29 protein-coding genes and 1 pseudogene are annotated in these 24,389 nt (G+C 40.0%); 23 read left to right on the forward strand and 7 right to left on the reverse strand.

What is annotated here, in order from left to right; all coding sequences use genetic code 11:
* Window positions 1-36: 36 nt before the first annotated feature.
* The 6 genes from MLC44_RS02700 to MLC44_RS02725 are packed head-to-tail and all read right to left on the reverse strand — an operon-like array spanning window position 37 to window position 5,957.
* A complete protein-coding gene (locus MLC44_RS02700) occupies window positions 37-495 on the reverse strand; it encodes a prepilin-type N-terminal cleavage/methylation domain-containing protein (protein ID WP_434658388.1) in 459 nt (152 codons plus the stop codon).
* The gene (locus MLC44_RS02705; RefSeq protein WP_434581127.1) at window positions 492-953 is read right to left on the reverse strand and encodes a hypothetical protein; all 462 of its coding nucleotides are present in this window, start codon (window positions 951-953) and stop codon (window positions 492-494) included. The genes MLC44_RS02700 and MLC44_RS02705 overlap by 4 nt, the downstream gene beginning before the upstream one ends.
* Entirely contained in the window at window positions 953-1,852 is a 900-nt protein-coding gene (locus MLC44_RS02710; RefSeq protein ID WP_434658390.1) for a type II secretion system protein, read from the reverse strand. The genes MLC44_RS02705 and MLC44_RS02710 overlap by 1 nt, the downstream gene beginning before the upstream one ends.
* A 10-nt stretch (window positions 1,853-1,862) precedes the next feature.
* Entirely contained in the window at window positions 1,863-2,513 is a 651-nt protein-coding gene (locus tag MLC44_RS02715; RefSeq protein WP_434658391.1) for a hypothetical protein, read from the reverse strand.
* Window positions 2,464-3,888 carry a DUF6701 domain-containing protein gene (locus tag MLC44_RS02720; RefSeq protein WP_434658392.1) on the reverse strand — a complete coding sequence of 475 codons (1,425 nt, stop codon included), beginning with the start codon at window positions 3,886-3,888 and terminating at the stop codon, window positions 2,464-2,466. The genes MLC44_RS02715 and MLC44_RS02720 overlap by 50 nt, the downstream gene beginning before the upstream one ends.
* A complete protein-coding gene (locus MLC44_RS02725; RefSeq protein WP_434658393.1) occupies window positions 3,837-5,957 on the reverse strand; it encodes a LamG-like jellyroll fold domain-containing protein in 2,121 nt (706 codons plus the stop codon). Before MLC44_RS02725 ends, MLC44_RS02720 begins: the two co-directional genes overlap by 52 nt.
* A 145-nt stretch (window positions 5,958-6,102) precedes the next feature.
* Here MLC44_RS02725 and MLC44_RS02730 point away from each other — a divergent pair, with 145 nt between their 5' ends.
* The 8 genes from MLC44_RS02730 to MLC44_RS02765 all read left to right on the forward strand — a co-directional run bounded on the left by MLC44_RS02730 (window position 6,103) and on the right by MLC44_RS02765 (window position 10,349).
* Window positions 6,103-6,648 (forward strand): DedA family protein, encoded by a 546-nt coding sequence (locus MLC44_RS02730; RefSeq protein WP_434658395.1) that lies wholly within the window; start codon window positions 6,103-6,105, stop codon window positions 6,646-6,648.
* Between the two features lie 39 nt (window positions 6,649-6,687).
* On the forward strand, window positions 6,688-7,365 hold the full coding sequence (locus MLC44_RS02735) for an NAD(P)/FAD-dependent oxidoreductase (RefSeq protein WP_434658397.1): 678 nt from the start codon (window positions 6,688-6,690) through the stop codon (window positions 7,363-7,365).
* Window positions 7,347-7,907 carry an FAD-dependent oxidoreductase gene (locus tag MLC44_RS02740; RefSeq protein ID WP_434658399.1) on the forward strand — a complete coding sequence of 187 codons (561 nt, stop codon included), beginning with the start codon at window positions 7,347-7,349 and terminating at the stop codon, window positions 7,905-7,907. The genes MLC44_RS02735 and MLC44_RS02740 overlap by 19 nt, the downstream gene beginning before the upstream one ends.
* A 107-nt stretch (window positions 7,908-8,014) precedes the next feature.
* Complete coding sequence (locus tag MLC44_RS02745) at window positions 8,015-8,215, forward strand: DUF4282 domain-containing protein (RefSeq protein WP_434658401.1); 201 nt, start codon at window positions 8,015-8,017, stop codon at window positions 8,213-8,215.
* 59 nt (window positions 8,216-8,274) lie between these two features.
* A complete protein-coding gene (locus MLC44_RS02750; RefSeq protein WP_151900998.1) occupies window positions 8,275-8,502 on the forward strand; it encodes a hypothetical protein in 228 nt (75 codons plus the stop codon).
* Between the two features lies 1 nt (window position 8,503).
* Window positions 8,504-9,256 carry an EI24 domain-containing protein gene (locus MLC44_RS02755; protein WP_434658402.1) on the forward strand — a complete coding sequence of 251 codons (753 nt, stop codon included), beginning with the start codon at window positions 8,504-8,506 and terminating at the stop codon, window positions 9,254-9,256.
* Between the two features lie 167 nt (window positions 9,257-9,423).
* Window positions 9,424-10,182 (forward strand): NAD(P)-dependent oxidoreductase, encoded by a 759-nt coding sequence (locus MLC44_RS02760; protein ID WP_434658404.1) that lies wholly within the window; start codon window positions 9,424-9,426, stop codon window positions 10,180-10,182.
* A 38-nt stretch (window positions 10,183-10,220) separates the two neighbouring features.
* Window positions 10,221-10,349 carry a hypothetical protein gene (locus tag MLC44_RS02765; protein ID WP_434658407.1) on the forward strand — a complete coding sequence of 43 codons (129 nt, stop codon included), beginning with the start codon at window positions 10,221-10,223 and terminating at the stop codon, window positions 10,347-10,349.
* On the opposite strand, the pseudogene MLC44_RS02770 reads toward MLC44_RS02765, so the two are convergent.
* Window positions 10,346-11,386 (reverse strand): annotated as a pseudogene (locus MLC44_RS02770) (YfdX family protein). The gene MLC44_RS02765 and the pseudogene MLC44_RS02770 sit on opposite strands and share 4 nt — an antisense overlap.
* A gap of 173 nt (window positions 11,387-11,559) precedes the next feature.
* Here MLC44_RS02770 and ppsA point away from each other — a divergent pair.
* Genes ppsA through MLC44_RS02845 form a run of 15 tightly spaced genes read left to right on the forward strand, consistent with a single transcriptional unit; the run spans window position 11,560 to window position 24,342 of the window.
* Window positions 11,560-13,977 (forward strand): phosphoenolpyruvate synthase, encoded by a 2,418-nt coding sequence (gene ppsA, locus MLC44_RS02775; protein ID WP_434637668.1) that lies wholly within the window; start codon window positions 11,560-11,562, stop codon window positions 13,975-13,977.
* Window positions 13,977-14,879 carry an aldolase gene (locus MLC44_RS02780; RefSeq protein ID WP_434658408.1) on the forward strand — a complete coding sequence of 301 codons (903 nt, stop codon included), beginning with the start codon at window positions 13,977-13,979 and terminating at the stop codon, window positions 14,877-14,879. The genes ppsA and MLC44_RS02780 overlap by 1 nt, the downstream gene beginning before the upstream one ends.
* A gap of 9 nt (window positions 14,880-14,888) precedes the next feature.
* Window positions 14,889-15,602: an FAD-dependent oxidoreductase gene (locus MLC44_RS02785; protein WP_434658410.1), complete on the forward strand. Its 714-nt coding sequence runs from the start codon at window positions 14,889-14,891 to the stop codon at window positions 15,600-15,602.
* Window positions 15,586-16,287 (forward strand): FAD-dependent oxidoreductase, encoded by a 702-nt coding sequence (locus MLC44_RS02790; RefSeq protein ID WP_434658412.1) that lies wholly within the window; start codon window positions 15,586-15,588, stop codon window positions 16,285-16,287. The genes MLC44_RS02785 and MLC44_RS02790 overlap by 17 nt, the downstream gene beginning before the upstream one ends.
* Before the next feature lie 43 nt (window positions 16,288-16,330).
* Window positions 16,331-17,338 carry a type I glyceraldehyde-3-phosphate dehydrogenase gene (gap, locus tag MLC44_RS02795; protein WP_151900991.1) on the forward strand — a complete coding sequence of 336 codons (1,008 nt, stop codon included), beginning with the start codon at window positions 16,331-16,333 and terminating at the stop codon, window positions 17,336-17,338.
* A gap of 17 nt (window positions 17,339-17,355) precedes the next feature.
* The gene (locus MLC44_RS02800; RefSeq protein ID WP_151900990.1) at window positions 17,356-17,787 is read left to right on the forward strand and encodes a glycine zipper 2TM domain-containing protein; all 432 of its coding nucleotides are present in this window, start codon (window positions 17,356-17,358) and stop codon (window positions 17,785-17,787) included.
* Between the two features lie 42 nt (window positions 17,788-17,829).
* A complete protein-coding gene (locus MLC44_RS02805; protein WP_434658413.1) occupies window positions 17,830-18,777 on the forward strand; it encodes a thiamine pyrophosphate-dependent dehydrogenase E1 component subunit alpha in 948 nt (315 codons plus the stop codon).
* On the forward strand, window positions 18,764-19,570 hold the full coding sequence (locus MLC44_RS02810) for an alpha-ketoacid dehydrogenase subunit beta (protein ID WP_434658415.1): 807 nt from the start codon (window positions 18,764-18,766) through the stop codon (window positions 19,568-19,570). The genes MLC44_RS02805 and MLC44_RS02810 overlap by 14 nt, the downstream gene beginning before the upstream one ends.
* 20 nt (window positions 19,571-19,590) lie before the next feature.
* The gene (locus tag MLC44_RS02815; protein ID WP_434658416.1) at window positions 19,591-19,740 is read left to right on the forward strand and encodes a hypothetical protein; all 150 of its coding nucleotides are present in this window, start codon (window positions 19,591-19,593) and stop codon (window positions 19,738-19,740) included.
* A complete protein-coding gene (locus tag MLC44_RS02820; protein WP_434658417.1) occupies window positions 19,733-20,812 on the forward strand; it encodes a 2-oxo acid dehydrogenase subunit E2 in 1,080 nt (359 codons plus the stop codon). The genes MLC44_RS02815 and MLC44_RS02820 overlap by 8 nt, the downstream gene beginning before the upstream one ends.
* A 5-nt stretch (window positions 20,813-20,817) precedes the next feature.
* Window positions 20,818-20,943, forward strand: coding sequence for a 2-oxo acid dehydrogenase subunit E2 (locus tag MLC44_RS02825; protein WP_434658419.1), 126 nt, complete (start codon window positions 20,818-20,820; stop codon window positions 20,941-20,943).
* A gap of 3 nt (window positions 20,944-20,946) precedes the next feature.
* Window positions 20,947-22,239 (forward strand): dihydrolipoyl dehydrogenase family protein, encoded by a 1,293-nt coding sequence (locus MLC44_RS02830; protein WP_434658420.1) that lies wholly within the window; start codon window positions 20,947-20,949, stop codon window positions 22,237-22,239.
* A complete protein-coding gene (gene lipB / locus MLC44_RS02835) occupies window positions 22,236-22,817 on the forward strand; it encodes a lipoyl(octanoyl) transferase LipB (protein WP_434658421.1) in 582 nt (193 codons plus the stop codon). Before MLC44_RS02830 ends, lipB begins: the two co-directional genes overlap by 4 nt.
* Window positions 22,807-23,640 carry a lipoyl synthase gene (locus tag MLC44_RS02840; protein WP_434658906.1) on the forward strand — a complete coding sequence of 278 codons (834 nt, stop codon included), beginning with the start codon at window positions 22,807-22,809 and terminating at the stop codon, window positions 23,638-23,640. The genes lipB and MLC44_RS02840 overlap by 11 nt, the downstream gene beginning before the upstream one ends.
* Window positions 23,641-23,643: 3 nt before the next feature.
* Window positions 23,644-24,342: a 2,3-bisphosphoglycerate-dependent phosphoglycerate mutase gene (locus tag MLC44_RS02845; RefSeq protein WP_434658422.1), complete on the forward strand. Its 699-nt coding sequence runs from the start codon at window positions 23,644-23,646 to the stop codon at window positions 24,340-24,342.
* The last annotated feature ends 47 nt before the right edge of the window (window positions 24,343-24,389 follow it).

Raw genomic sequence — 24,389 nt, forward strand, 5'->3', positions numbered from 1 at the left:
CCTATTTTCTTTTATTATAACAAAATATGAATTAGGTTACCTTAAGTCACCGCTGAAATGGTCAATTGTAATGTTTTTTTCTTCGTTATTGTAACTTAATGTTATCACAATATCACTGGCCAATAATGAGTTTTGTGTTGTTTTGTTTCCGTCAGTTCCGTTGTGTACGCGTCCGAGTGTATCAAAACAGAGAATGTTCTCATTTGGAGTTACCGTAAATACAGCATGTACTTTATAATGTGTATCAATTGTTGTTCTGTCGGTGAAAAAATTCTCTTGAGCGATACATCCTATAGTATAATTCATACTTCCGGACGGATTCCTTTTGTCATAATTGAGTCCTTCATATCGGGTTGTATTGAGTTGGAGTTCTAAAAAATCACGATCGTTTTGAAGGTAATGCGGTTTAAAATAGTAAAATCCTGTTCCGGCTAAAACCCCTATGATGATTATGACAAAAATCAATTCTATTAATGTATAGGCCTTTGTTCTCATGGTCGTTGCAGGCTCCTTGTTACGATTCTGACGGGAGATATATAGTCTCCTATCTTATTATTGCTGCTGTTTGTCTGTATTGTGATGTTTATAAGAACATAGCCGTTTGACTCTTCTGTCTGAATTCTTTTTTTTACGTTGTTGCAGTTTGTCCCGGTTGCATTGTCATAGTCATCTGCATAAAGATAATATGTTGAAATATTTACATCTGCTGTAAATTTGCCGTCTGCCGAATCAAGGCTAAAGAGTGTCAGGCACTCGGTACTTCTGTCTGTCCCTTCAATTTTTAAAATTGTTGTCTCTAAAACACTTTGGGAAAAAATTTCTGCCTGCTCTTTTATATAGCTGTCGGCAAAATGTTTTGCAGAAATTGAAGTGTACTTGAGTGTCAGTACACTTGCTCCGGCTAAAAGAAGAATGATGAAAATGGCCATTAAAAGGTTAAATCCGCTGCGCATTAAAATACCACCTTCATTTTGGAAAAATGCACCGGGTGGGCGCCGCGAATCTGTTTGTTGACATCCAGAAGAATGCGTATCGTGTAATCAACTTCACTGAAGTTGAAACCGTCTATATTCTGCATCAAAACAGAGACATTTCCCACTTTGGAGTTGCCCTGTTTGTCTGCACAAAATGTTTCCTGCTTCCACGGTCTGTAGTTTGAAAAGAGAAAAAGAGTACTGTTGACATCTTTGCTCTTTAAGCCAAGATCTGTGATACAGGTGGCATTTTGATCGATATCTTCTCCTCTGGCGATAGCATAAGCGCTCTCAACCAAAAAATATTTTTCATACAGAAATTGCGGGACAGGGTTGTCAAGAGAGATATTTTGATCACTTATTGTGATATCATAGGTGTCCTCTCTGTTGCTTTCATGCCAGCCGAAACTCGAAGCTATATTTGCACTGTCGCTTTGTGAACGGTCAAAACTTCCTGCGAATATAAGAGCTGTTTTACTTGTATCTATGGCAGTGCCGTCTATATCGTATGAGGCGACTTTTGTACCGGTTTTTGTTGCCATATCAAAAAAGCCACTGTATCTTTTTTCAAGGTATAAGTCATTGGCTCTGCCTATCCACTCAAGTACAGGTTTGGAGCTTGTCAAATCGCCTATATACTCAAAACTGCCGTCATTGGGGTTGTATCCAATGGTACTGTAGACGATGCGCTGCGTTAAATAATTACTGATTTGGTTGACAACAATCTGAGACTCCAAAGAGAGGTTTGTAAGCTGTTTTGCTTTATACTCACGCACTAAAATTGCCTGCATCGCTTTAAATGAACCCGTAGCCAAAAAAGAAATAATGACAATGACAAATATCATTTCTATGAGGGTTGCCGCTCTTCTCATTGCCATACTCTTCTGTTTACTTTGATTTGCCCGATATTTTGGGCAATAAAAGAATTTTTACAAAACTGTTGCCTAAAACATTTCCTTTTTTATTTGCCTGAACCGTGACTGTTATGAACTTTGTATTGGTAGTATCGGTGGCATTGGGAGGATAGACAATTGTGTACTGGGTTGCATTGAGCGTAATGTCATCTATATAGTTTTCCGTTACACTGAGGTTATAGTCACGTGAACTGCTGGAGTTTTTTGCATTGAGCGTGATAAAATCATCCATATCATCCAAATCATTGCTGTCAGACCCAAGTACAGAAGCATATTTTTTATGAAAACAGTTCCGAGAGCCTTTCATACCGCCTGCTCTGTAGCCTGATGTTTCATTACAGTCATAAACACTGTTGCCGCTGGTCACAAGAAGAATGTCATCAACTTTTGTATTTTCTTCATCCCATGCGGTGGATTTAATCAAGCCGACATAGGCTACGGCATTAAACATTGCTTCTTCTTTTAAGCTTGTTGTGGATGACTTGATGGAGAGCTGCAGAATTTTAGGCAATACAGAAAAAGCAATGGCGATGATAACCATAGAAAGATAAGTTCTATCAGCGTAAATGCTTTTTTCATCGCAGCAGCCTGATTCCTCGAGAATTTTTGGAGACATTGACATCAAAAGAGACACCGTTGACATTCCCGCTGCTGACACCTGTTCCGCTGCTTTGTGTATTGAAATTGTATTTGATACAGGGGTGCTCACTGCAACTGCTGCCGACACTTTCGTTATAGTCACTGCCAAAATTTTCATGGACATACCAGATCCACGGACTGACATCCAAATGAATATAGTGAGTCAGTGTATTTTGATTTGGATTGTTGACAGTTATACTAAAGGTGCCGTTTGTATCAAAACTGACTGTTGCGCTCATTCCGTCATCATCCGCCGATTTTTTCGTTGTAGTTCTTGAAACATTCAGAGCAAGGATGTCTCCGTTTGTATTTTCGTTTTGAGGGACATAGTGATACCAGTGACTCAACTCTTCTGTCAAATTCAAATCACTTACATAACTGTCTGCAAGGCTGTCATAGACCAGTACTTTTGCCTGCACGGTATCAGTTGTCTGAGAAGTTGCCAAATCCTGTGTATAGAGTCTTGCATAGTAAAATTTACTGCTGTTGTTTTCCGGAGTCAATCCTCTGTTTATGACACTGGAGCTTGTTGTGTTTACCTCTGTGACCGTGATAGTACGAGGTTCTTTTGGAGCGTTGAAGACTCTGTAGACATTGAGGGCATACTCTATTTGTGTAGAGTCTCCGGAACTGAAGTTGCTGTCATTGACTGTAGCATTCAGGTTCATATTGCTTAAATTTTTATCATGTCCGGTTGTAACGGTATTGTTTATACGCTCAAAATAACTTGCATTCGCATCATCATTTGTTGTGTTGAGATCTATTTTTACACCGACATCTGTTGCAGCGCATAGAGCATCAAAGTTTTGTGTTGTCTGGTTCTGTTCGTTTTGTGCCCGGACATTAAAGGCGATGCTGATGTTGGCATCATTGACATTCGCCATGTATCGCCAGTCCTGATCCGGATTGTTGCGTGTAAAGCTATAGTTTATGATGGAAAAATGATGTGGTGCAAAGGAGACTGTTGTCGAATTTTGTTCTATCAGTCTTTGAATGTCATTTGTGTCATCTGCATCTATTTTTGCAAATTCATTACCGTTTATCTCTTGTATAGTGATATTAAGTTCGCCGACTTCACTGTAGCTTGCATTGACATCATTTTTTTGTCCGTTGACAAAGGAAAAATTTTCCATCGTAAAGCTTCCAAGACTGCATGTGCTTTTTGTAATATTGGCGTCCACTTTAAAAGAACTGTTCCTTGTTTCATTATAGTCTGTGGAAGGATTGCCGTTTGCATCCAAAGCTTGAAAAGTGGTGTTGAAATCTGCGCCTGCAACCAGAGGTAAAGTTGTGACATTCAATGTGAAATTTACAGGGCGTACGGCATAATTATCACTTGAATAAGAGCTGTTTGTGTCCAAAGAGGTATTGTTTGGTCTCTTCCCTCTATGTAAACCTGAACACATTTTACAGCGCGGTCTATCGTCATATTGTCATAATAAGCACAGCCGCTTGCATTGGTATCGTTACATGTAGTGCTGGTTGCGTCATCACATTTTACGACATTGGCAAGAAGATTGCCGCCACAGTCTGTAGTGTTTCCGTCATCATAGTATTTGAGTGTGACTTTTGTAATGTCTGCCACGCTTGGAGCAGTCTGCGTCAATGCATCTTTTGAGAGGATGTAAAGACCATAAGGCTTGTTGACTATTTGTGTAGTAAGGTTGTTATCCCAGTCATTTACCGCGTTACATGTAACGCCGCCAATAGAACTGACTGCATTAAAAAGCGTGGTTTTATTGTTGTTTTGATTGCCGCCACCACATTGAGGGACAGCTCTGCTGGTTCCATTATAGTTGTTGCCGCTGTTTTCATTGTTATAAAAAGCTTGAATGTCATTTTGGCTTAAAACACCATCAAATATTTTAAACTCATCCATAGATGCACCGATGGTGGTATTGCCATCATTATCCCCGTAAAAATCACTTGCACCTATACGATCCAGCTGTATATTTTCTAGGGCATTATTAATAGTATCCTCTTCATTACCGTTATAATAGATTGTAGTTTGTCCGTTTGCACTAATAAAATCAACTAAAGTCCAATCATTTGGTAAACTAAGATCTTTACATGTAGGCGTTCCGTTTTGTGCATCAACACACCAAGCCCACTTCCAAGCACTCCATGAGAAAAACCAAAATTTTGTTCTATAGTATTTAAAAAATATAAAACTATCAGATGCCCCATCCCTATCAGCAATATTGAAATATTTTTCTTCATAAGATGTAAACCCTGATTGGTAAGAATATATCTCATGATTATTTGTATCTAAAGGAAATTGAATCCAAGTAGCAACTGTGTATTTATTGGATAAAGGGATTACATTTTGTGGTACAATTTGTTTTGGAGCTATAAAATTACCACCGGTATAAATTTTCCCATCCGTAACATTGGCATCATTGAGAGCCGTTGCATTATAATCACTTCCAAGAGTTCCGTCGTTTTTTATTTCGTAAGTATTGCTGTCACTGTCCCAGCTACACTCATCCATACGGTAATCAATAATTGGTTTTGGATAAGCATCTGCTACAGATGTATAAGGGATGAGTATAAGCTCATCAAAAGAGATGTCATCAACTCCACTTTGTGTTGTAAAGTTACCGCTCTGTATGCGTACTTTGCTGATCCCGTTGATATTCTGTATGAGTGCCTGATCAAAATCAAATTTATCTGTTGAGGTGCTGTTGATATCCCACGATACAATCAAATTATTGTTCAAATCGAATACTTCAACTTTATTGATACCGTTTTCATGAATATCTCGCATTCTGGCAATAAAAATTCGAAAACCTATAAACGAGTTTGTTTCATTTATTGGGTAGTCAATAGATGTACCTGATGGTGCATCTGGATAGTAAGCGTATGAGGTATTGTCAATATCATAGTTATCATCATCGTCATTATTGTCGCCAAGATGCTGTTTTGTGAGAAAATTATAAGCGATTGTTGTTTGCTGAGAAATAAGTTTTAGCGCTGAAAAATTAAAATCATCAATATCTCTTACCTGCCCTGAACTACAGGCTAGTTCATTCCCCCGTCTATCATAACAACTCCCTCGTACAGCAATATCATGATAGCCGCTAACCAGACTGAGTGTCGTATCGAGTGATATGGCAGCACTTCCGCTTGCCCCTGTCCCCACAAGATTTCCATCAATATAAACACGAATAGCACTGTCAATTCCTACCGCATTTACAAGTTCTACTGCGGTAATATCACTGTTTTCACTCAAATAAAATTTTGTAGGATTGTTAAGGTAGTAGTCATATGTGTCTTCGGTGTCATTTGTGAGAGGTTCAGAAGGAATAAAGCTGCTCTCAACATTATCACCAGGATGCAAGTTTCCTGTTAGCTGAATATCTGCATAAAGAGAGATTGAAAAAAGAGATAAAAGTAATAAAATTTTTATAATAATTCTTTTTTGCTGCATTGCATCTTTTTCCTGAGATCAGTTTGTTTATTATAACTGTTATTTACATTAACTTTTCTTTAATGAACCCTCTGTTTTAGCGTTTTTGAACAGTGTTATCAAAAATGCGCTATTATTTGTGAACGTTTAAAGGACAGAAAACAAGATGATAACGGAATTTTTATTACATCATTTTTCTTATTGGATATTGTTCTTTTGGAGTATCCTCGAAGGAGAAATAGGGCTGACACTTGCCGGATTTTTAGCCAAAAAAGGAGTATTTTCTATTGAGAAAATTATTCTGATTGCTACTGCCGGCGCTTTGATCGGCGATATACTTCTTTATACAAGCGGTCGTTTTCTTATCAAAAAAAAAGATTTTCTACCTGTTCATTATAAGAAGCAGATAGAAAACATTGAACACTGGTTTCACAAGCATGGCATTTTAGTTATAATATTTGAGCGATTTATATACGGAACACACATTCCTTCACTGCTTTTTGTCGGTATGTCAGGATTTTCGTTTTGGAAGTTTTTTATTGCGGATATTATCGGTGTTTTCTTATGGTCGGTTGTATTTACATCGCTGGGCTATCTGTTTGGCGAAAGCATCATCGGCATAATGATTGTTTTGCAAAAACATTTGTCTGTACTGTTTCTGGTACTGTTTTTTGTTTTGATTATCTTTTTGCAAAATAAAGAGGAAAAGTAAAATGTTACAGTCAAAATCAGGCACTTATAAGGATCAAACATGAAAAAAGTCGTTATTTTAGGCGCAGGTTTTGCAGGCTTGCATATATTTTACAAAATTCGCCATCTTATCGGTAAAAAAATAGAAGTTACCGTTGTTGACTCAAGAAGCCACTCTCTTTTGAAGCCCTCTTTGCCCGAGGTCTCTTTTGAAGGCGCTCCTGTTTCACACTCTTTGATAGAACTGAAACACACCTTAGAGAACCGCGGAGCAAAGTTTGTACAAAATGAAGTTATAAATATTGATGCCCCAAAAAATGAGCTTACACTGAAAAATGGTGAAATGCTTGGTTATGATTACATATTTTTAGCACCGGGTGCTATAAAAGATTATGATGCGATTAAGGGTTTCAAAGAGTTTGGCTATTCGGTGTGTGACGAGCTGCAGGCGCAAAAACTTTGGAAAAAAGTACAAAGTTTTGAAGGCGGAAAAATAATAACGGGTGCTGCAAAAAGCAGTTGGGGAACACGCGTTGATGCACCGAAACTTTTGGCACCGTGTGAAGGACCAATAGGCGAAATAATGTTTATGCTTGACTTTACCTCACACATGACAAAGGTTTGCAACGTACCAAAGATTATACGATTGAGGTTTTTACTCCTGGCGAGATATTTTTTGAAGATGTCGGCGATACGCCAAGAAATGCTGTTGGAAAAATTATGCAAGAAAGAGGCATAAAGCTTTCCAATAAAAAAGTCTTAACAGAAATAGCGAAAGATTATGTAGCATTTGAAGATGGCTCAAGAATGGCATGTGATTTAGCGATTGTCATTCCTCCCTACAGTGCTCCAAAAGTATTGATTGAATCAGGTCTGGGTGATGAAAAAGGTTTTATTCCTACAGATAAACAGATGCGCCATTTAGATTATGCGAACATTTTTGCAGCAGGTGACGCTACGGCGCTTGCACAGCCAAAACTTGGGCATGTTGCTATTATTCAGGGGGCTATTGCTGCGGCTGCTGTGATGAAGGAATTGGGAGAAGATATAGAAATACCTTCTTATGATTTGGAAATTTTTTGTATTATGAACATGGGCGGACATGATGCCACACTCATTGCTTCAAATGTACTTTACGGCGGCAACAGAGATATTGCTTTTCATTCACCGCTTGCAAAAATGATGAAATGGGGATTTGACAACTATCTCTACTATAACAAAGGGCATATGCCGCCGGATTTTGTTCTTGATGCAACAGACAGACTTGTGAAATTTTTATAAGGGGTATAATTGTACATGTGGAATATCTTAAGTTTTAATACATTCATTGCACAGGATATATTTATTTTCTTTTATTATATCTTTGCTTTGTTTGTGCCGGTGTTGGTATGGAAGATGCGTTTTTTTCTTATAAAAAGATTTTCTTTTTTGAAAGAGAGGGCTTTAGGCAAACAAAACAAACTTGTGCTTATCTTTTTTTTGGTGTGATTTTTTTGTGTATGGAGTTGTGCCTGCGAATACTGTTCGAAGGAATGATCGGCTATTTTGACATGCATGATTATCTTTATAAAATTTCTCAAAAAGTATGAAAAATTAATAAAATAAGGGTTATAATTGTTACATGTAAATAATAAACGGAGTATCAAAAATGGTAGATTTTTTAAAAAAAGCAATGGATTGGGTACTTGAAAAAGAGCAGGAAGCGGCAAAAAAATGCTATGTAAATCCTAAAGATGTTGAAAAACAGATAGAGATTTTAGAGGAAAAAAGAGCCGAACTTCGTAAGAAATTTGAAGAAGAAGATGCCGAATTCGGGCATATACTCAGTAAACTCTCATTCATCAAAGCAAATGCAATGAAGTGCGAAAAAAAGTAAGATGCAAAACATTATAGAAGCAATACTTTTTGGTTTTAGTGAAATACTCAATTACAAAATAATGAAACGTGCCTTGGCAATAGGGGCGGCTGTTACCATTGTCTGGTCGATCATCGGCTATTTTATGTGGGGCGGACTTATCTCTGTCGCCGCAGGTTTTATTGATTTGGTACCGTTTTCTATGCTTCGTTCAAACGGAGCCTGGATCTTCTCTTCCTTTTTATGGTTTTCCCTGGTATTGGTAACATTTGCTCTGATTTTGGCATTTTTTGGCAATATGATTTTAGAGAGGGTTTCTAAAGAAAAGTACAGCTCCTTTTCACTGCTTGTTGTATTTTTAAGTGCTGTGTTTTGGGCTGTAATATGGTTTTTTAAAGGTGCATATTTGCATGAGCAGTTTTTAAGACTTTTTAACTGGTTGCCGTTTGAGACAGTACAGGAAAGTCTGGCATATTTGCTGGGGATATATTTTATCTACAGCGGTATCATTGTCAGTATGTTGCTGATAACAAGCTTTTTCAGTGAGGCATTGCTGGAAGATATCAATGAAGAGCATTTTCCTTATGAACCGCTTTTGCAAGAAGATGAGGTCAAAGCAAGCGAAAACAGACTGCTGGATATAGCGATATATACGGTGGTTTCGATTGTCGCTTTTCCTTTGCTGTTTATCCGGTGCTTAATTTTGTTTTGCAACTCGGCTTATGGATTTGGCTTATTAAAGATACTTTTGTCAACGACAGTGCTCTCTTGGTGATACCAAAGGAAAAAAGAGCAAAGCTTTCCGGATACAAATCGGGCTTTTTTGTTATCAGCGCCGTCACAGCACTTTTTAACTTTTTGCCGATTTTTAATATTTTTGGACCGTTTTTTGGAGAAACTGCAATGTTTTATTATTTGAAAGAAATTCAAAAGGAACTGTAGATGAAAATTGCATTTTTTGAGACAAAACCGGAAGAAAAAGCTTTTTTTCAAGAACATCTCAAAGAGCAGGAACTCTTCTTTTTTGAAGAGACTGTCAAAGAGGCACTCAAAAAGACGCAGGCGTATGATGCTGTTTCTGTTTTTGTACACTCTCGCATTACAGATGAAATTTTAGAAAAACTTCCGGCACTGAAGTACCTGCAGACAAGATCAACAGGCTATGATCATATAAAATGCGATACACTCTACCGGCGCGGACTGCTTGTCTCGAATGTTGCAGGCTATGGCGGTCCTGCTGTTGCAGAGTTTGCATTTTCACTGCTTTTAAATGCCACAAGACATACACATATGGCTCTGCAGCGCACAAAACAAAACAATTTTGACTACAGTGATCTTCAGGGTATGGAAATCTCGGGAAAAACACTGGGAATACTCGGTCTTGGAACCATAGGCTCGCAAATGGCACAAATTGGCAAAGGCTTTGGAATGAAAGTAGTCGCCTGTTCAAGGACAAAAAAACCGATTGTCGATACGTTAGGGATTGATTTTTGTGATTTGGACTCTGTGATAGCACAAAGTGATATTTTGATGCTGGCACTTCCTTTGACACCGGCTACAAAAAATATTTTGAATGAAAAAAATGCAGCAGGACTAAAAAAAGATGCCATTATTGTCAATACGGCACGCGGAGAGCTGATTGAAGATGTGCTGTACGGAAGAATGAAAAATATTCTCTGTCTCGATGTTATAGCGACATAAAGTACATTCATCGAAATAACATTCTCTACACGCCGCATATGGCATACTATACAAAAGAGGCTCTGCAAAGAATTATGCAGATCTCTTTAGAAAACATGAAGGCGTTTCTTGCAGACAGACAGTTGCCAAACTGTCTGAAACTGGCATGTAATCGTGAGTACAGTTAGTGTTTTTTTGTACTTGTGTCCGCTTCATGTTTTGTAAGCAGTGATGCAAAATCTTTTTTGATTTTTTCATAGAGTTTTGCAACAATATTTTTCCCTTTAATCTCTTTTTCAATATTTTTAATCTCTTTTTGCAGCATCTTATACTCAGGCGCATGTTTCTTTGTATAACCCAGATAGACTGCTTTTTCAAGTTCATCCTGTGCCAAATCAAGCAGCTTGAGTGCTTTGTCTTTCTCTTTTTTATTGAGTTTGGATGCTTCGACTACCAGGCTTTGTGCCGTAATAAGCGGCAAAGGAACAATGGTTGTTTTAATGACTATACCGTTTAAGGCAGTGACAAGCATTGAAAAAGCCTCTTTGGCTTTGCCTTTGTTTAACTCTTTGAGTGCTTCTTTTGTCGCAAGCGGATACATACCCATCGGCAGATACTGTGTTGTCATTACCATTTCATCTTCTAAAGGCATGAGAATGGCTCTGGCCGCCTGTGTATCATAATCATCCAAGATCCTGCGCAGATTTTATGATGTGTTTGACCAGTTTGGCATCTCCTGTAAAATCATGACCTCTATGGCATCTGCAACCGGTACGAGTGTGAGCTTCGGATTGTTTTTGAGTGCCGTGTCAAAAAGTTTAGTGGCTTTGTTGAGGGCATCTTTTGCTGTTTTTGTGTCTCTTTTTTGCAAAGCTTTAAGGGCTTCAACTGTCTGTCTGAGTGCCTGTGCAATCTCTTTTGGTGCTTTTTGCAGGGTCTGTCTGTGTTGGTCTGCTTCTTGATTGACAACATCTTTCAGCCTTCGCATATCCTCTTTTTTTGCATCTGATTGGAAATATTTAGCATCCATTTTACGCATAAATTCTTCTTTGGATTGGGATTCTTCCACCTTTGCCTGGGCAGCAGCGTGACCTTTTACCGAAGTCGGATTATTAATGGCTCTCTCTTCTTTTTTTGAAACACTGTCATTGTAGCTTGCATAGAGTGCTGAGCTTGAAAGCAGTAGGGCTGCCAATACTGTTGATAATATAACTCTTTTTTTCATAACTTTATCCTTTTAATATCAAGTTTATTTAGTCTAATTATGAAATATAATTGATAACAGACAGTAAACACTGTATTGAAAATAGTTGTATATTATTGGATATTTGTTTACTGAAAAAGGAGTACAATACTTTATAAGAGCAAAAAGCAAAAAGTATTTCAAGGAGTGCAAGGATGTCAAAAAATATTAAATGGTTTCAGGAAATCGGGATAGAGGATGTTGCCGAGGTTGGCGGGAAAAATGCTTCCCTTGGAGAGATGTATCAGAACCTGACAGCGGAAGGTGTCCGTGTGCCCAATGGTTTTGCCGTTACATCGAGTGCTTACATACATGTACTGGATGCAAACAATGCCTGGGAAAAACTGCATGCACTCCTTGATAATCTTGATGTCGACAATGTTGATGCCCTGCAAAGTGCAGGAAAAAAATGCCGTGAGATAGTTTATAATGCAAAACTGCCGGATGATCTGCGTGAGGATATTGTAAAGGCGTATGAAAAACTCAAAGAAGAGTACGGGGAGAGTCTCTCTCTGGCTGTTCGCTCCTCTGCTACGGCTGAAGATTCTCCGGAAGCCTCATTTGCAGGACAAAATGACACGTATCTGAATATTTCAAGTGCAGAAGAACTGCTGGATGCTTACAAACGATGTCTGGCATCAAATTTCACAGATCGCTCTATACATTATAAATATGATAACGGTTTTGACTATCTCAAAGTCTACCTCTCTGTAGTTGTTATGAAAATGGTGCGCAGTGATATCGGGGCGAGCGGCGTCATGTTTTCACTTGATACCGAGACAGGTTTTAAAGATGTTGTTTTCATAAATGCAGCACTCGGACTTGGCGAGAATGTTGTGCAGGGAAGCATCAACCCTGATGCTTTTTATGTGCATAAACCGACATTCAACAAAGGGTTTCGTACTGTTCTCAAACGCTCTTTGGGTTCCAAAGAAAAAAAGATGATTTTTACAGATACGATAAATCTGGACAATATAGCAGTGGAATACACAAAAAACATACCGACGACAGCACAAGAGCAGAGCCGTTTCTGTATAACAGATGAAGAGGTAATGGTCCTTGCAGATTATGCCATCAAGGTGGAAAACCACTACTCAAAAAAAGCCGGTTTTACGAAACCAATGGATATGGAGTGGGCAAAAGACGGACTCGACGGGCATCTGTATATGGTGCAGGCACGCCCTGAAACGGTTGAATCTCAGAAAAAAGGCAATATTCTTGAAACCTATCATTTAAAAGAAAAGGGCAGGGTTCTTGTCACCGGTCAGGCTATCGGTACAAAAATAGGACAGGGAAAAGCCCGATACATAGCAGGCGTCAAAGATCTCAATACCTTTAAAGCCGGTGAGGTACTGGTCGCAGATACCACAAACCCTGACTGGGAACCTATCATGAAAATAGCCTCTGCCATCATTACAAACAAAGGCGGAAGAACCTGTCATGCGGCAATTCTTTCACGGGAACTTGGCATACCTGCGGTTGTAGGATGCGATAATGCCACAGAGGTGCTCAAAGATGCTGATGAAGTGACTGTAAGTTGTGCCGAGGGAGAAGAGGGCCATGTGTATGAAGGTCTTTTGGATTATGAAATCATAAGAACAGACCTTTCAAATCTGCCAAAAACAAAAACAAAGATTATGATGAACCTTGGAAATCCTGATATTGCTTTTTCCCTCGCCTCTTTGCCTGTTGACGGGATAGGTCTTGCAAGAATGGAGTTTATCATTAACGAGTACATAAAAGCGCATCCGATGGCTTTGAAACATCCCCAAAAAGTGGATGAGGCAACACGAAACAAATTGGAAGAACTGACACGTGCTTATGATTCGATGGAAGATTTCTTTGTCAAAACACTCTCAGAGGGTGTGGCAACCATCGCTTCTTCTGTATACCCGAAACCCTGTGTGGTTCGTATGAGTGATTTTAAATCAAACGAATACGCAACACTGCTCGGCGGTGAGGTTTTTGAGCTTAAAGAAGATAATCCGATGATAGGTTTTCGAGGCGCTTCACGATATGCCCATCCAAACTATGAGGAAGGGTTTGCTCTGGAGTGTGCGGCTATGAAGCGTGTACGTGATGAGATGGGATTTGCAAATGTTATTTTAATGATTCCTTTTTGCCGCAGAGTGGATGAAGGAGAGCGTGTTATAGACACTATGGCAAAATATGGACTCAAACAGGGTGAAAACGGACTTGAAATTTATGTCATGTGCGAAATTCCCAACAATGTTATTCAAATAGATGCTTTTAGCAAAATATTTGACGGTTTCAGTATCGGAAGCAATGATCTGACACAGCTTACACTTGGAGTTGACCGTGACAGCGAAATCGTTGCCTTTGATTATGATGAGAGAGACGAAGGGGTCAAAGAGATGATACGGCTGGCAGTGGAAGGTTGTAAACGAAATGACCGTCACAGCGGCATCTGTGGCCAGGCACCGTCAGATTACCCTGAAATGGCGGAGTATCTTGTGCGTCTGGGTATTGATTCTATGAGTCTGAATCCTGACAGTGTCTTAAAAACCATAGAAAATGTAGGCAAACTTGAACAAAAACTTGGGAGAACATGATGAAATATAATATTCCGGCAGATGTACCAAAGAACAAAGAAGAAACATACAAAAAAAATCTCAAAAGTGCGACAAACGCTACAAACCATTTGATGCTTTTTGCAGGAGACCAGAAAGTCGAGCATTTGAACAATGATTTTTACGGCAAAGATATTCCGCTTGAAGACAACTCTCCGGAGCATCTGTTCAAAATTGCTTCACGTGCAAAAATAGGTGTATTTGCAACACAGTTTGGGCTTATCAGCAGATATGGGCGTGATTATAAAAATGTTCCTTATCTTGTAAAGCTCAACGCTAAAACAAATCTTGTCCCTTATGAGAAACAAGACCCGTATTCAAAAGCATGGCTGAGTGTCGGTGAGGTTGTTTCCTTTGCCAAAGAGAGTAAACTTGATATAAAAGGTGTCGGGTACACGCTTTATCTCGGCGGTGCGTATGAGCATGAGATGCTGACCCAGGCGGCGAGTATTGTCCATGAAGCACATAAAAACGGACTTTTGGCGGTGCTGTGGATTTATCCAAAAGGCAAATTTGTGAAAGATGAACATGACGGGCATTTAATAGCCGGTGCCGCAGGTGTCGGAGCAGCCTTGGGTGCTGACTTTGTAAAACTCAAAGTGCCATATGATAAAAAAGGAAAATTTGATCCGAAACTGTTGCGAGAGGCTACAATGGCAGCTGGCAGAACAGGTGTTCTGTGTGAGGGCGGCGCCAAAATAGATGAAAAAGAGTTTTTGACACAACTGTACGAACAAATTCACAAAGGCGGTTCTCGAGGAAATGGTACTGGGCGTAACATTCATCAAAGGCCGTTACAGGAGGCTGTAAAAATGGCAAATGCCATTTATGCAATAACTTCGCAAAATGCTACTGTAAAAGAAGCATTACAACTACTCCGATAGGAGCGAGAAATGAAAACAGAATATGACTTAATTATTATTGGTGCAGGTCCTGCAGGAACTCCAACGGCTATGGCAGCAGCACAGTTTGGTATAAAAGTTTTGTTGATAGATAAAAGAGAAGCACCGGGCGGGGAATGTTTGTTTGAAGGATGTATTCCCTCAAAAGTGCTTGAAAATGCTGCAAACAAATATTGGGATGTGCTCACCTGCAGTACTTTTAATGTAGAGCTTAAAGGAAGCGAACAGATACATTGGGAAGCTGTTTTAGAAGATAAAGATATGATTTTGAAAAAACGCTCTATGGCTGCATTAAAGCAGATAGCCAGATTACCTTCACTCGATTTTAAACAAGGCAAAGCAGCCTTTGTTGACGGGCATACCGTAGAAGTAGGTGGAGAGCTTTTTGGTTTTAAAAAGGCACTGATTGCGACAGGTGCAAAAAGTTCAATTCCTGATATAAAAGGGAATGGGGTTGACAAAGTTTGGACAAACAGAGATTTGTTTTTTGAAGAAGAGATACCAAAAGAGTTACTTTTTATAGGTGCTGGTGCTATTAGTTGTGAATTGGTGCAAATGTTTGCAAAACTTGGCACAAAATGTCATGTGCTGGAGCGTGGTGAAAAAATCTTAAAGCACATCAGCAAAGATGCAACAGACATTGTTTATAACAATATGCTTACACTTGGTATCAAAGTAGACTTGAATAGTGTTGGAGAAGATTGATTATGAAAATGATAAATTTATCATACATTTTAAGCAAGAAGGTAAAAAACAGATTCTTGAATATGACAATGTTGTCATGGCAACAGGTCGTGTGGCAAATCTTGATAATCTGGCCCTTGAAAAAGCTAAAGTGGCATATGATGAAAAAGGGATACTGGTTAATGAAAAACTGCAATCATCGCAGGAACATATTTATGCCTGCGGCGATTGTATCAATAGCCCAAAATTCGCACATACTGCAAGTTATGAAGCTGGTGTAGTTGTACACAACATGTATGCGCCAAGCCCGCATGTCGTCGATTATGACAAAAACAGCTGGGTACTTTTTAGTGATCCTCAAATCGCTGTAGTCGGAATAGATGAAAATGTTGCAAAAAAAAGAGATATAGAGATAAGCACAGAAGTCTATAACTATGAGATAGATGCCAGAGCACAAATAGACAAAAGAACAGACGGCTTTGTGAAGTTTATTATTGACAAGAAAACAAAAATTATCATAGGTGTAGAGATTGTAAGTGCAGATGCTTCATCTCTTGCGGGAGAGGCTTCTTTGATAGTAGCAAATAAAATGACTGCTATGGACGTATTAGGGACAATTCATCCGCATCCGACACTGGGTGAAGCTTTTGGTAAATTGGCACAGCAGATATTTTTTAAATCTATGATGCAAAAAAGCAAAAGCTAAGACAAAGGCAACAGGCAATAAATGAAAATAAAAGAGAATGATTATGAAAAAACGTATAGCAATTAACGGACTCGGAAGAATAGGCAATCAGGTACTTCGGCATTATATTAACAATCTTCCAAAAAACTGCGAAATAGTTGCGGCAAACACTTCAAGTGTAGAAGATGCTGCGTACCTTCTGAAATATGATTCTGTGCATGGGCGGGCAGATTTTTCTATTGAAACAAAAGAAAACAAACTTATCATTGACGGGCATGAAATTACAATCGTCAGTAATCACAATCCTCTAGAACTGCCGTGGAAAGAGTTGGGTATAGATATTGTTATAGACTGTACAGGACGTTTTACGGATGGAACTTTGGCTGTGCAGCATATAGAAGCAGGGGCAAAAAAAGTGCTTATCTCTGCACCGGGTAAAAATGTCGATTTAACAATTGTAAAAGGTGTGAACCATCAGGAGTATGACACTGCAAAGCACCATATTGTCTCCAATGCTTCGTGCACGACAAATTCACTTGCACCTGTGATGAAAGTGCTTGAAGAGAGTTTCGGTGTGCAAAATGCCATGATTACGACAACCCATGCCTATACATCTTCACAGGTAACAGTTGACAAACGTGCAAAAAAACGCAGACGCGGTCGTGCAGCGGCTATAAACATTATACCGACGACAACGGGTGCGGCAGTCGCCACGGTTGAAGTTATTCCGGCATTGGCAGGAAAAATGGAAGCGATGGCACTGCGGGTGCCTGTTCCCGACGGTGCTATAACCGAAGTTGTGGCATTGTTGCACAGAGATGTGAGCATAGAAAGTGTCAATGAAGCTTTTTTAGAAGCTTCAGAGGGTGAATTACAGGGTATATTGGAGTTTACAAAAGATGAAATAGTCTCAAGTGATATATTGGGAAATCGTCACTCCTCTATAATAGACGGACTTTCGACATCTGTTATAGGTGGAAGAATGGTTAAAGTAATGGCGTGGTATGATAATGAATACGGGTATTCACAAAGACTGCTTGAAGTAACTGATTATATGGCTTCAAAATTATAAAAAGAGAGGGTAAAAGTATGAAAAGAATTGTAGCGACTGTTTTGGCAGGGAGTTTATTTTTTAGCGGATGTGCAACACGCGGTGTTAATGAAATAGATCCGAGTGCTGTGAATTATGAATTGAGTTATCAGGTTGGCACAATTGAATCTGTGAAACCTGTTGTTATAAGAGATAATGGCACAGGTACATTTATTGGAGCGGTATCGGGTATAGTCTTGGGCTCACTAATCGGTAAAGGCAGAGGAAGTGCTCTGGCAACACTTGCAGGCGGTTTAGGCGGTGCATATGCGGGAAGCCAACTGGGTAAAGCCAATGCCCTTGAACTCAGTGTTCTTCTGGATGACGGACGAAGAGTTGTGGTCATTGCCAAAGGTAAGGATTTTTACAAGGGCGAAAGAATCCGTATAGTCAAAAGAAATGGTCGTGTATATAGCGTCGAACCGTTTTAAGCATGTATAAGTAGTAAAACATGAACAAACTACTGGCTGAAGATGTACTATCTGATGGTTCTTGGACGTGCTTTTGAGTATGCGGCAAAAGAGAATTATATGCAAGGCAATATATCCGGATTTTTACATTTGGATATTGGACAGGAAGCTTTGAGTGTCGGTGCGGTAAAAGCCTTTGAAAAAGGCGATATTTTTTCAGGCTATCGTGAACACATTATGGCAATGAGCCGTGGACTTGAGCCTAAAGCTGTTATGGCGGAACTCTTTGGAAAAGTTACAGGGGTAAGCGGCGGCAAGGGCGGTTCTATGCACCTTTTTGAACCTGCGCATTTCTTTTACGGCGGGGATGCCATTGTCGGAGGACAGCTCCCTAATGCCGTAGGCTGTGCCTATGCAAGAGCTTTTTTGGAACAAGATGAGGGTGTGATGGCCATCTTCGGTGACGGAGCTACAAACGGCGGGGCTTTTTTTGAATCACTCAATATTGCCGCCACACACAAACTTCCCCTGCTTTTTTTGTGTGAAAACAACGAATATGCAATCGGAACAAATATTCAGCGAACGGCGCCGTTTCGCGAACAGGCAAAAAAAGCAGAACCCTATATGATGACCTATACCGTGGACGGAATGGACGTTGAAGCTGTGTATGAGGTAGTGAGTGAGGCAAAAAAACAGATAGAATCAGGACACGGTCCTGTTTTTGTAGAAGCCTTTACATGTAGATACGAAGGACACTCTGTCAGTGATGCAAACAGTTACAGAAGTGCGCAGGAGATGGCACACTGCAAGGCACGAGATCCGATACAGAGGTTTAAAAAAGCCTTACATGAAAAATGGCTCTGCACGAATGAAGAGATACAAAATATAGAAAAAAAAGCACACGAAGAAGTGGAAGATGCCGTGAAATATGCCGAAGAATCCCCTGAACCAGAGGCTGATGCTCTGTTTGAACATCTCTTTTACGAGGAGCGTGAAAATGTTGTATCGTGAAGCTTTAAACAAAGCACTTGATGAGGTGATGCAGGCAGATGATACGGTGGTAACACTGGGAGAAGATGTCGGACTTTACGGTGGCAGTTTTCGTGTGACGGAAGGACTGGTGGAAAAATACGGTGAGAAAAGAGTCATTGATACACCTATAGCGGAACTGAGTATTGTAGGGAATGCCGTGGGCATGGCTATAGGAGGTTTGCGACCTGTAGCAGAGATAATGACGGGCAATTTTTCTCTGCTTGCCTTTGATCAGATTATCAACCACATGGCAAAACTGCACTATATGAGCAACGGTAAAATCATATTGCCTATGGTGGTACGGTTTCCTCAGGGCGTGAGTCGTCAACTCGCAGCCCAGCACAGTGAAAGTTATGAGCAGATGCTCTGTGCGGTACCGGGACTAAGAGTGTTGAGTGTGAATGATGTCAATTATGCCTACCATGCACTCAAATATGCGATTTTGTCAGATGATCCTGTTGTGTTTATAGAGCATGAACTGCTGTATAACAAAAAGGGCGAGGTGGATTTTACACAAAAACTGAACCCTTTTCAGGCAAGAATAGCCAAAGAGGGCAGAGACATTACCATTGTGAGTTACCTGAAAATGGTTGATGATGTGATGCTGGCAGTCCCAGAGATAGAAAAAGAGCTTGGATGTTCCTGCGAAGTGATAGATTTATGCTCCTTGAACCCTGTAGATTATGAAACACTGAAAAAATCTATAGAAAAAACTTCCCGTCTTGTAATGGTTGAAGAGGATCATAAAACAGGAGGCTACGGAGGACAATAGTTTCCTGGGCGGCAGAAGAGATGTTTTATGCCTTGGATGCTCCGCCTTTGCGCCTGGCAGGAAAAGATGTGCCAGTTCCCTATAACAGAACTTTGGAACTCTTGAGTATTCCTACACCGGAGTCTATTGCTCGTGATATAGTGGCATGGGGTAAGAAAAACGATGTATGAAATAGTGATGCCACAGCTCTCCGACTCAATGGACGAGGGCAAGCTTATCAGCTGGAAAGTCAAAGAGGGACAAAAAGTAGATGTGGGAGATGTGATTGCCGAGGTTGAGAGTGACAAAGCAATTATGGAGGTACAGAGCTTTAAAAGCGGGGTTGTTGCAGAAATAAATGCAAAAGAGGGTGATGTTGTTCCTGTTGGAAAAGTTATTGCTCGGATTCAAACCAGTGAAAGTAAGAATGAAAAAGTTGTAAAAACGCCAGGAACAACAGTTGTCGAGAAACCGGTGGCAAAACAGGCAGAACCAAAACCCAAAGCACCTGTTGCCAAACATCACTCACCACAAGAGACAATCAACATATCTCCAAAAGCAAGAGCCAGAGCGGCACAGTATGGTGTCGATATGCAGAGTGTTTTGCAAAAAACAGCCAAAGATGCTTTACATGTAAAGGATGTGGAGGCATATTTAAGAGAACATTATTTTACACCAAAAGCATTACAGCTGTTGGACAGGTACGGCTTGGATCTTGCAGGATTTACACTCAACCATAAAATAAACGAAGCAGAAGTGCAGGAGTTTATTGACAAAAATGAAACACCCCTGCCACAGCCTTTGAGTCAGATGCAAAAGGCAATTATTGCCAATGTGACGGCTTCTGCACAAAAGCCTGTGTACCGTTTGTATGAGCATATTGATGCAAAACTTTTTGTGGAGCATGATGCATACAGCATAACCGCCTGGCTGATAAAGATTTTTGCAAAAGTGATGATGCAACATGAAGCATTTCGTTCACGCCTGCAAAATGATGCGCTTGTTATAAGTCCCAATGCCTCTATTGCCGTTGCTGTGGCAGATAAGAAAAATCTTTACATGCCTGTTGTCAAAGATGCGAACAAATGCTCCATAGCAGAAATTTCGGCACAACTGCAAAGCTTTAAAACAAAGCTCAAAGCAAATTCTTTTACTGCAGCAGATATGCAGGGATCAAGCTTCGGTATTTCAAATCTTGGGATGCTGGGTGTAGAATCTTTTGATGCAATGATCAACAAAATGACTCGGGTATCGCAGCGGTAGGAAGTTTGCAGGATGGGAAGATATCTCTCACCCTGAGTGCAGACCACAGAGTGATAAACGGCTATGAGGCAGCACTCTTTATGCAGGATGTCAAGAAAGAGGCACAAAATCCTCTTCAATTTAAGGACTGAAAGATGTATGACATAATTTTTATCGGTGGCGGACTGAACTATGCAGGAGCAATTGTTGCGGCAAAAAACGGCAAAAAAGTGGCTTTGGTTGAAAAAGATATGCGTCAGCTTGGCGGTGTCTGTCTGCATAAGGGGTGTATTCCTTCAAAAATGTTTTTACATTATGCCAATGTTGTGTATGCGTCAAAAACTGACATTTTAGAAGGACAAACAGCACTTTCAATGCAAAAGCTTTTTCAGAAAAAAACAGATTTGATAAACAATGCCTGGCAGGCAATTAAAAAACAGTGTGCGCATGTAGATTTAATAGAGGGCGAAGCCCGACTCAAAGAACCCCATAAGGTAGAAGTCAACGGTAAAATTCTTGAAGCAGAGCATATCGTCATGGGCACGGGCTCTTCGGCTTTTATTCCTGAAGGCATAGAGTATAATGCCAAGGATATTATCGTCAGTGATGAGGTGCTGATGATGCAAAAGCTGCCGGAAAAAATTGCCATTTACGGTGTCGGGGCTATAGGTTTGGAAATGGCAGGTTTTTTCGCAACGGCAGGCACACAGGTAACACTTGTCAATCGCGACGACCAAATTTTAAAACACGCAAACCCGCTTATTCAAAAAGAGGTAAAAAACCAGCTTGAAAAAATCGGTGTGAAAATTCTTGAGATGCACAAAATACAAACTGCAAAAAGTACAAAAAAAGGTGTGCATATCACTTTTGAAGACAAAAGCAGTATCTATATGCCTGTTTTGCTTGTTGCAGCCGGGCGCAGACCGAATGTTGATTTTCTTACATGTAAAGAGATACAAGTTGAAAAAGGCATTGTCACAGACAGATTTTTTGAAACAACCCTGAAAAATCATTATGCCATAGGGGACTGTAACGCAAAACTTCAGCTCGCTCATGCTGCAAGAGCAGAAGTTTTAAATGTTGTAGAGCGCATTTTAGGGAACAATCCACGTCCTCTCAATCTGGACCATGTTGTCAAATTTATACACACCCTGCCTATGAGTTATGCTGTAGTCGGAAAAACTGACGGTTTAAAATCAAGCATTGTTCCTTTGAGTCATTTTCCCTACTCTGTATACAATCATGCTGCAAAAGGCGTGATGATTACATATGCGGATCAGGAAGGATTTATCCTTGGTGCCGAAATTCTGGCACCGAATGCAGAAGAACTTGTCGCCATCGCAGGTATGAGTTTGGCTGGTGAAATGGATGCAGCGCAGGCAAAACGGACGATTTTCGGACATCCGACATTCAGTGAAGCTTTAGAGAGAACATTCTTTAAGTTATGATTGTCCATAACTGGGGTGAAATTGCATATGTTACAGCAAACAGACAGATGCACGCTTTACATGTAAAGGCACAGCAAGATACACAAAATCACCTCATACTGTGTTCGCATCCTGCGGTTTTCACAGTGGGCAGCGATGAGCAAAGGCATTTCAATGTACCCACCGTGCAAAGCGACAGAGGGGGTTCCGTTACCTGTCACTCGAGGGGACAGAACATCTTTTATTTCTGTTTTCAGGTAAAACAGCCGGCGCGATTTTATAAAAAAGTTCTTGAGGCTTTCGAGAGTTTTTTTATGAAAAATCTGCCTGCAGTCAGATATGACAAAAACAAGCCCGGTTTTTATATACAAAATCGTAAAATCGCCTCTTTGGGTTTTCGCTACTCCAGAGGGGTTTCTTTGCATGGTGTTGCTTTGAATGTTGATGTGGATTTGGACTTTCATTCACTGGTTTCACCGTGTAACCTGGCAAATATTGTACCGACTTCTTTAAAAAATGAAGGCTTGATTCTCACGTCAGAAGAAGTAAACGAGCAGATGATACAATTTATAGGAAAATATTTTGAAGATGCCGTTTAAACCAAAAGTCAAAGTGCCTGCTCCGGAGATTTTACAAAATATGCAGGATATTTTGGAAAAAAATATTTTGACAACAGTATGCGAAGCGGCAGCCTGCCCAAACAGAGCAGAGTGCTATGCGCGAAACAGTGCAACATTTATGATTTTAGGCGATACCTGCACAAGAGCCTGTGCTTTTTGCAACGTAAAAACAGGTCATGGCAGAGCTGTCGACATGAATGAACCGCAACGTCTGGCGAAGGCTGTCCAGGAGTTAGAGCTGCAGTATGTTGTGATTACATCGGTGGACAGAGATGATTTGAAAGATTACGGATCCGGGCATTTCGCACGCTGTGTCCAAGCGATAAAAGAGAAAAATCCAGAGATAAAAATAGAACTTCTAACGCCTGATTTCAAATACACTCAAGATGCCTTGCAGACAATTACAACAAGCGGTGCTGACAAACTGGCACACAACCAGGAAACTGTCAGACGATTAAGTAAAAGTATACGTCCGCAGAGTGATTATGACCGTTCATTAAAAGTTTTGGAGTATTATGCCAGATATTCACCTTTACATGTAAAGTCTTCTTTGATGTGTGGGCTTGGTGAAACAAAAAAAGAGTTGCTGGTCACAATGCAGGAGTTGCTGGATGTCGGCGTGAGTGAATTGACACTCGGACAGTATCTGCAACCGACGCAAAAACATCATAAGGTAGCAAAATATTACCCGCCGGAGTTTTTTGATGAAATGAAAGAAGGATGCCTTGTGTATGGGATTTCGTGCAGTAGCTTCAGGTATTTTGGTAAGAAGTTCTTATTTTGCAGAAAATTTGGGAGATGACTAATGAGCAAAGCAAGGTTGGTTTTAGTGCGTCACGGACAAAGTATATATAACCAAAAAAATGTTTTTACAGGATGGACAGATGTTGACTTGAGTCAGCAGGGCAGGGATGAAGCAAAAAAAGCCGGCGGAGTGTTAAAAAAGCATAATATCTATCCGGATATCTGTTTTACATCATGGCTGAAACGTGCCATTCATACAGCACAGATATTACTGCAGGAGCTGGAATGGGAGCATATAAATATGCTTAAAAGTTATAAACTCAATGAAAGACATTACGGAGACTGGCAGGGCAGAGATAAAGATACAGTCAAAAAAGAGTATGGAGAAGAAAAATTTCTGGCTGTTAGACGCGGCTATGACGTGCCGCCGCCACCTTTACATGTAAACGATAAAAGATGTGTATGGAATGATAAAAAATATGCGAATGTCAACAGAGCGCTTTTGCCTTTGTCAGAATCTTTACAGGATACAAAAAAGAGAGTGCTGCAATATTATAAAGAGCAGATTTTTTCGCAACTGCAGGAGAAAAAAACTGTGTTGATTTCGGCACACGGCAACTCTCTGCGTGCCTTGGTAATGGAACTTGAAAAAATGACTTCACAGGAGATAGTGCAATTTGAAATACCGACAGGCGAGATTATAATGTATGATTTTGACAGCGATATGAAGATACTACAGAAAAATGTTTTGATAGGTTAAACCCGAATTATGTATAATTCGACACTTTAATGAAAAACTTTATGATA

It is taken from the genome of Sulfurimonas sp. NW9 (genome assembly GCF_051132275.1).
GTDB classification, from domain to species: Bacteria; Campylobacterota; Campylobacteria; order Campylobacterales; family Sulfurimonadaceae; genus Sulfurimonas; species Sulfurimonas hydrogeniphila.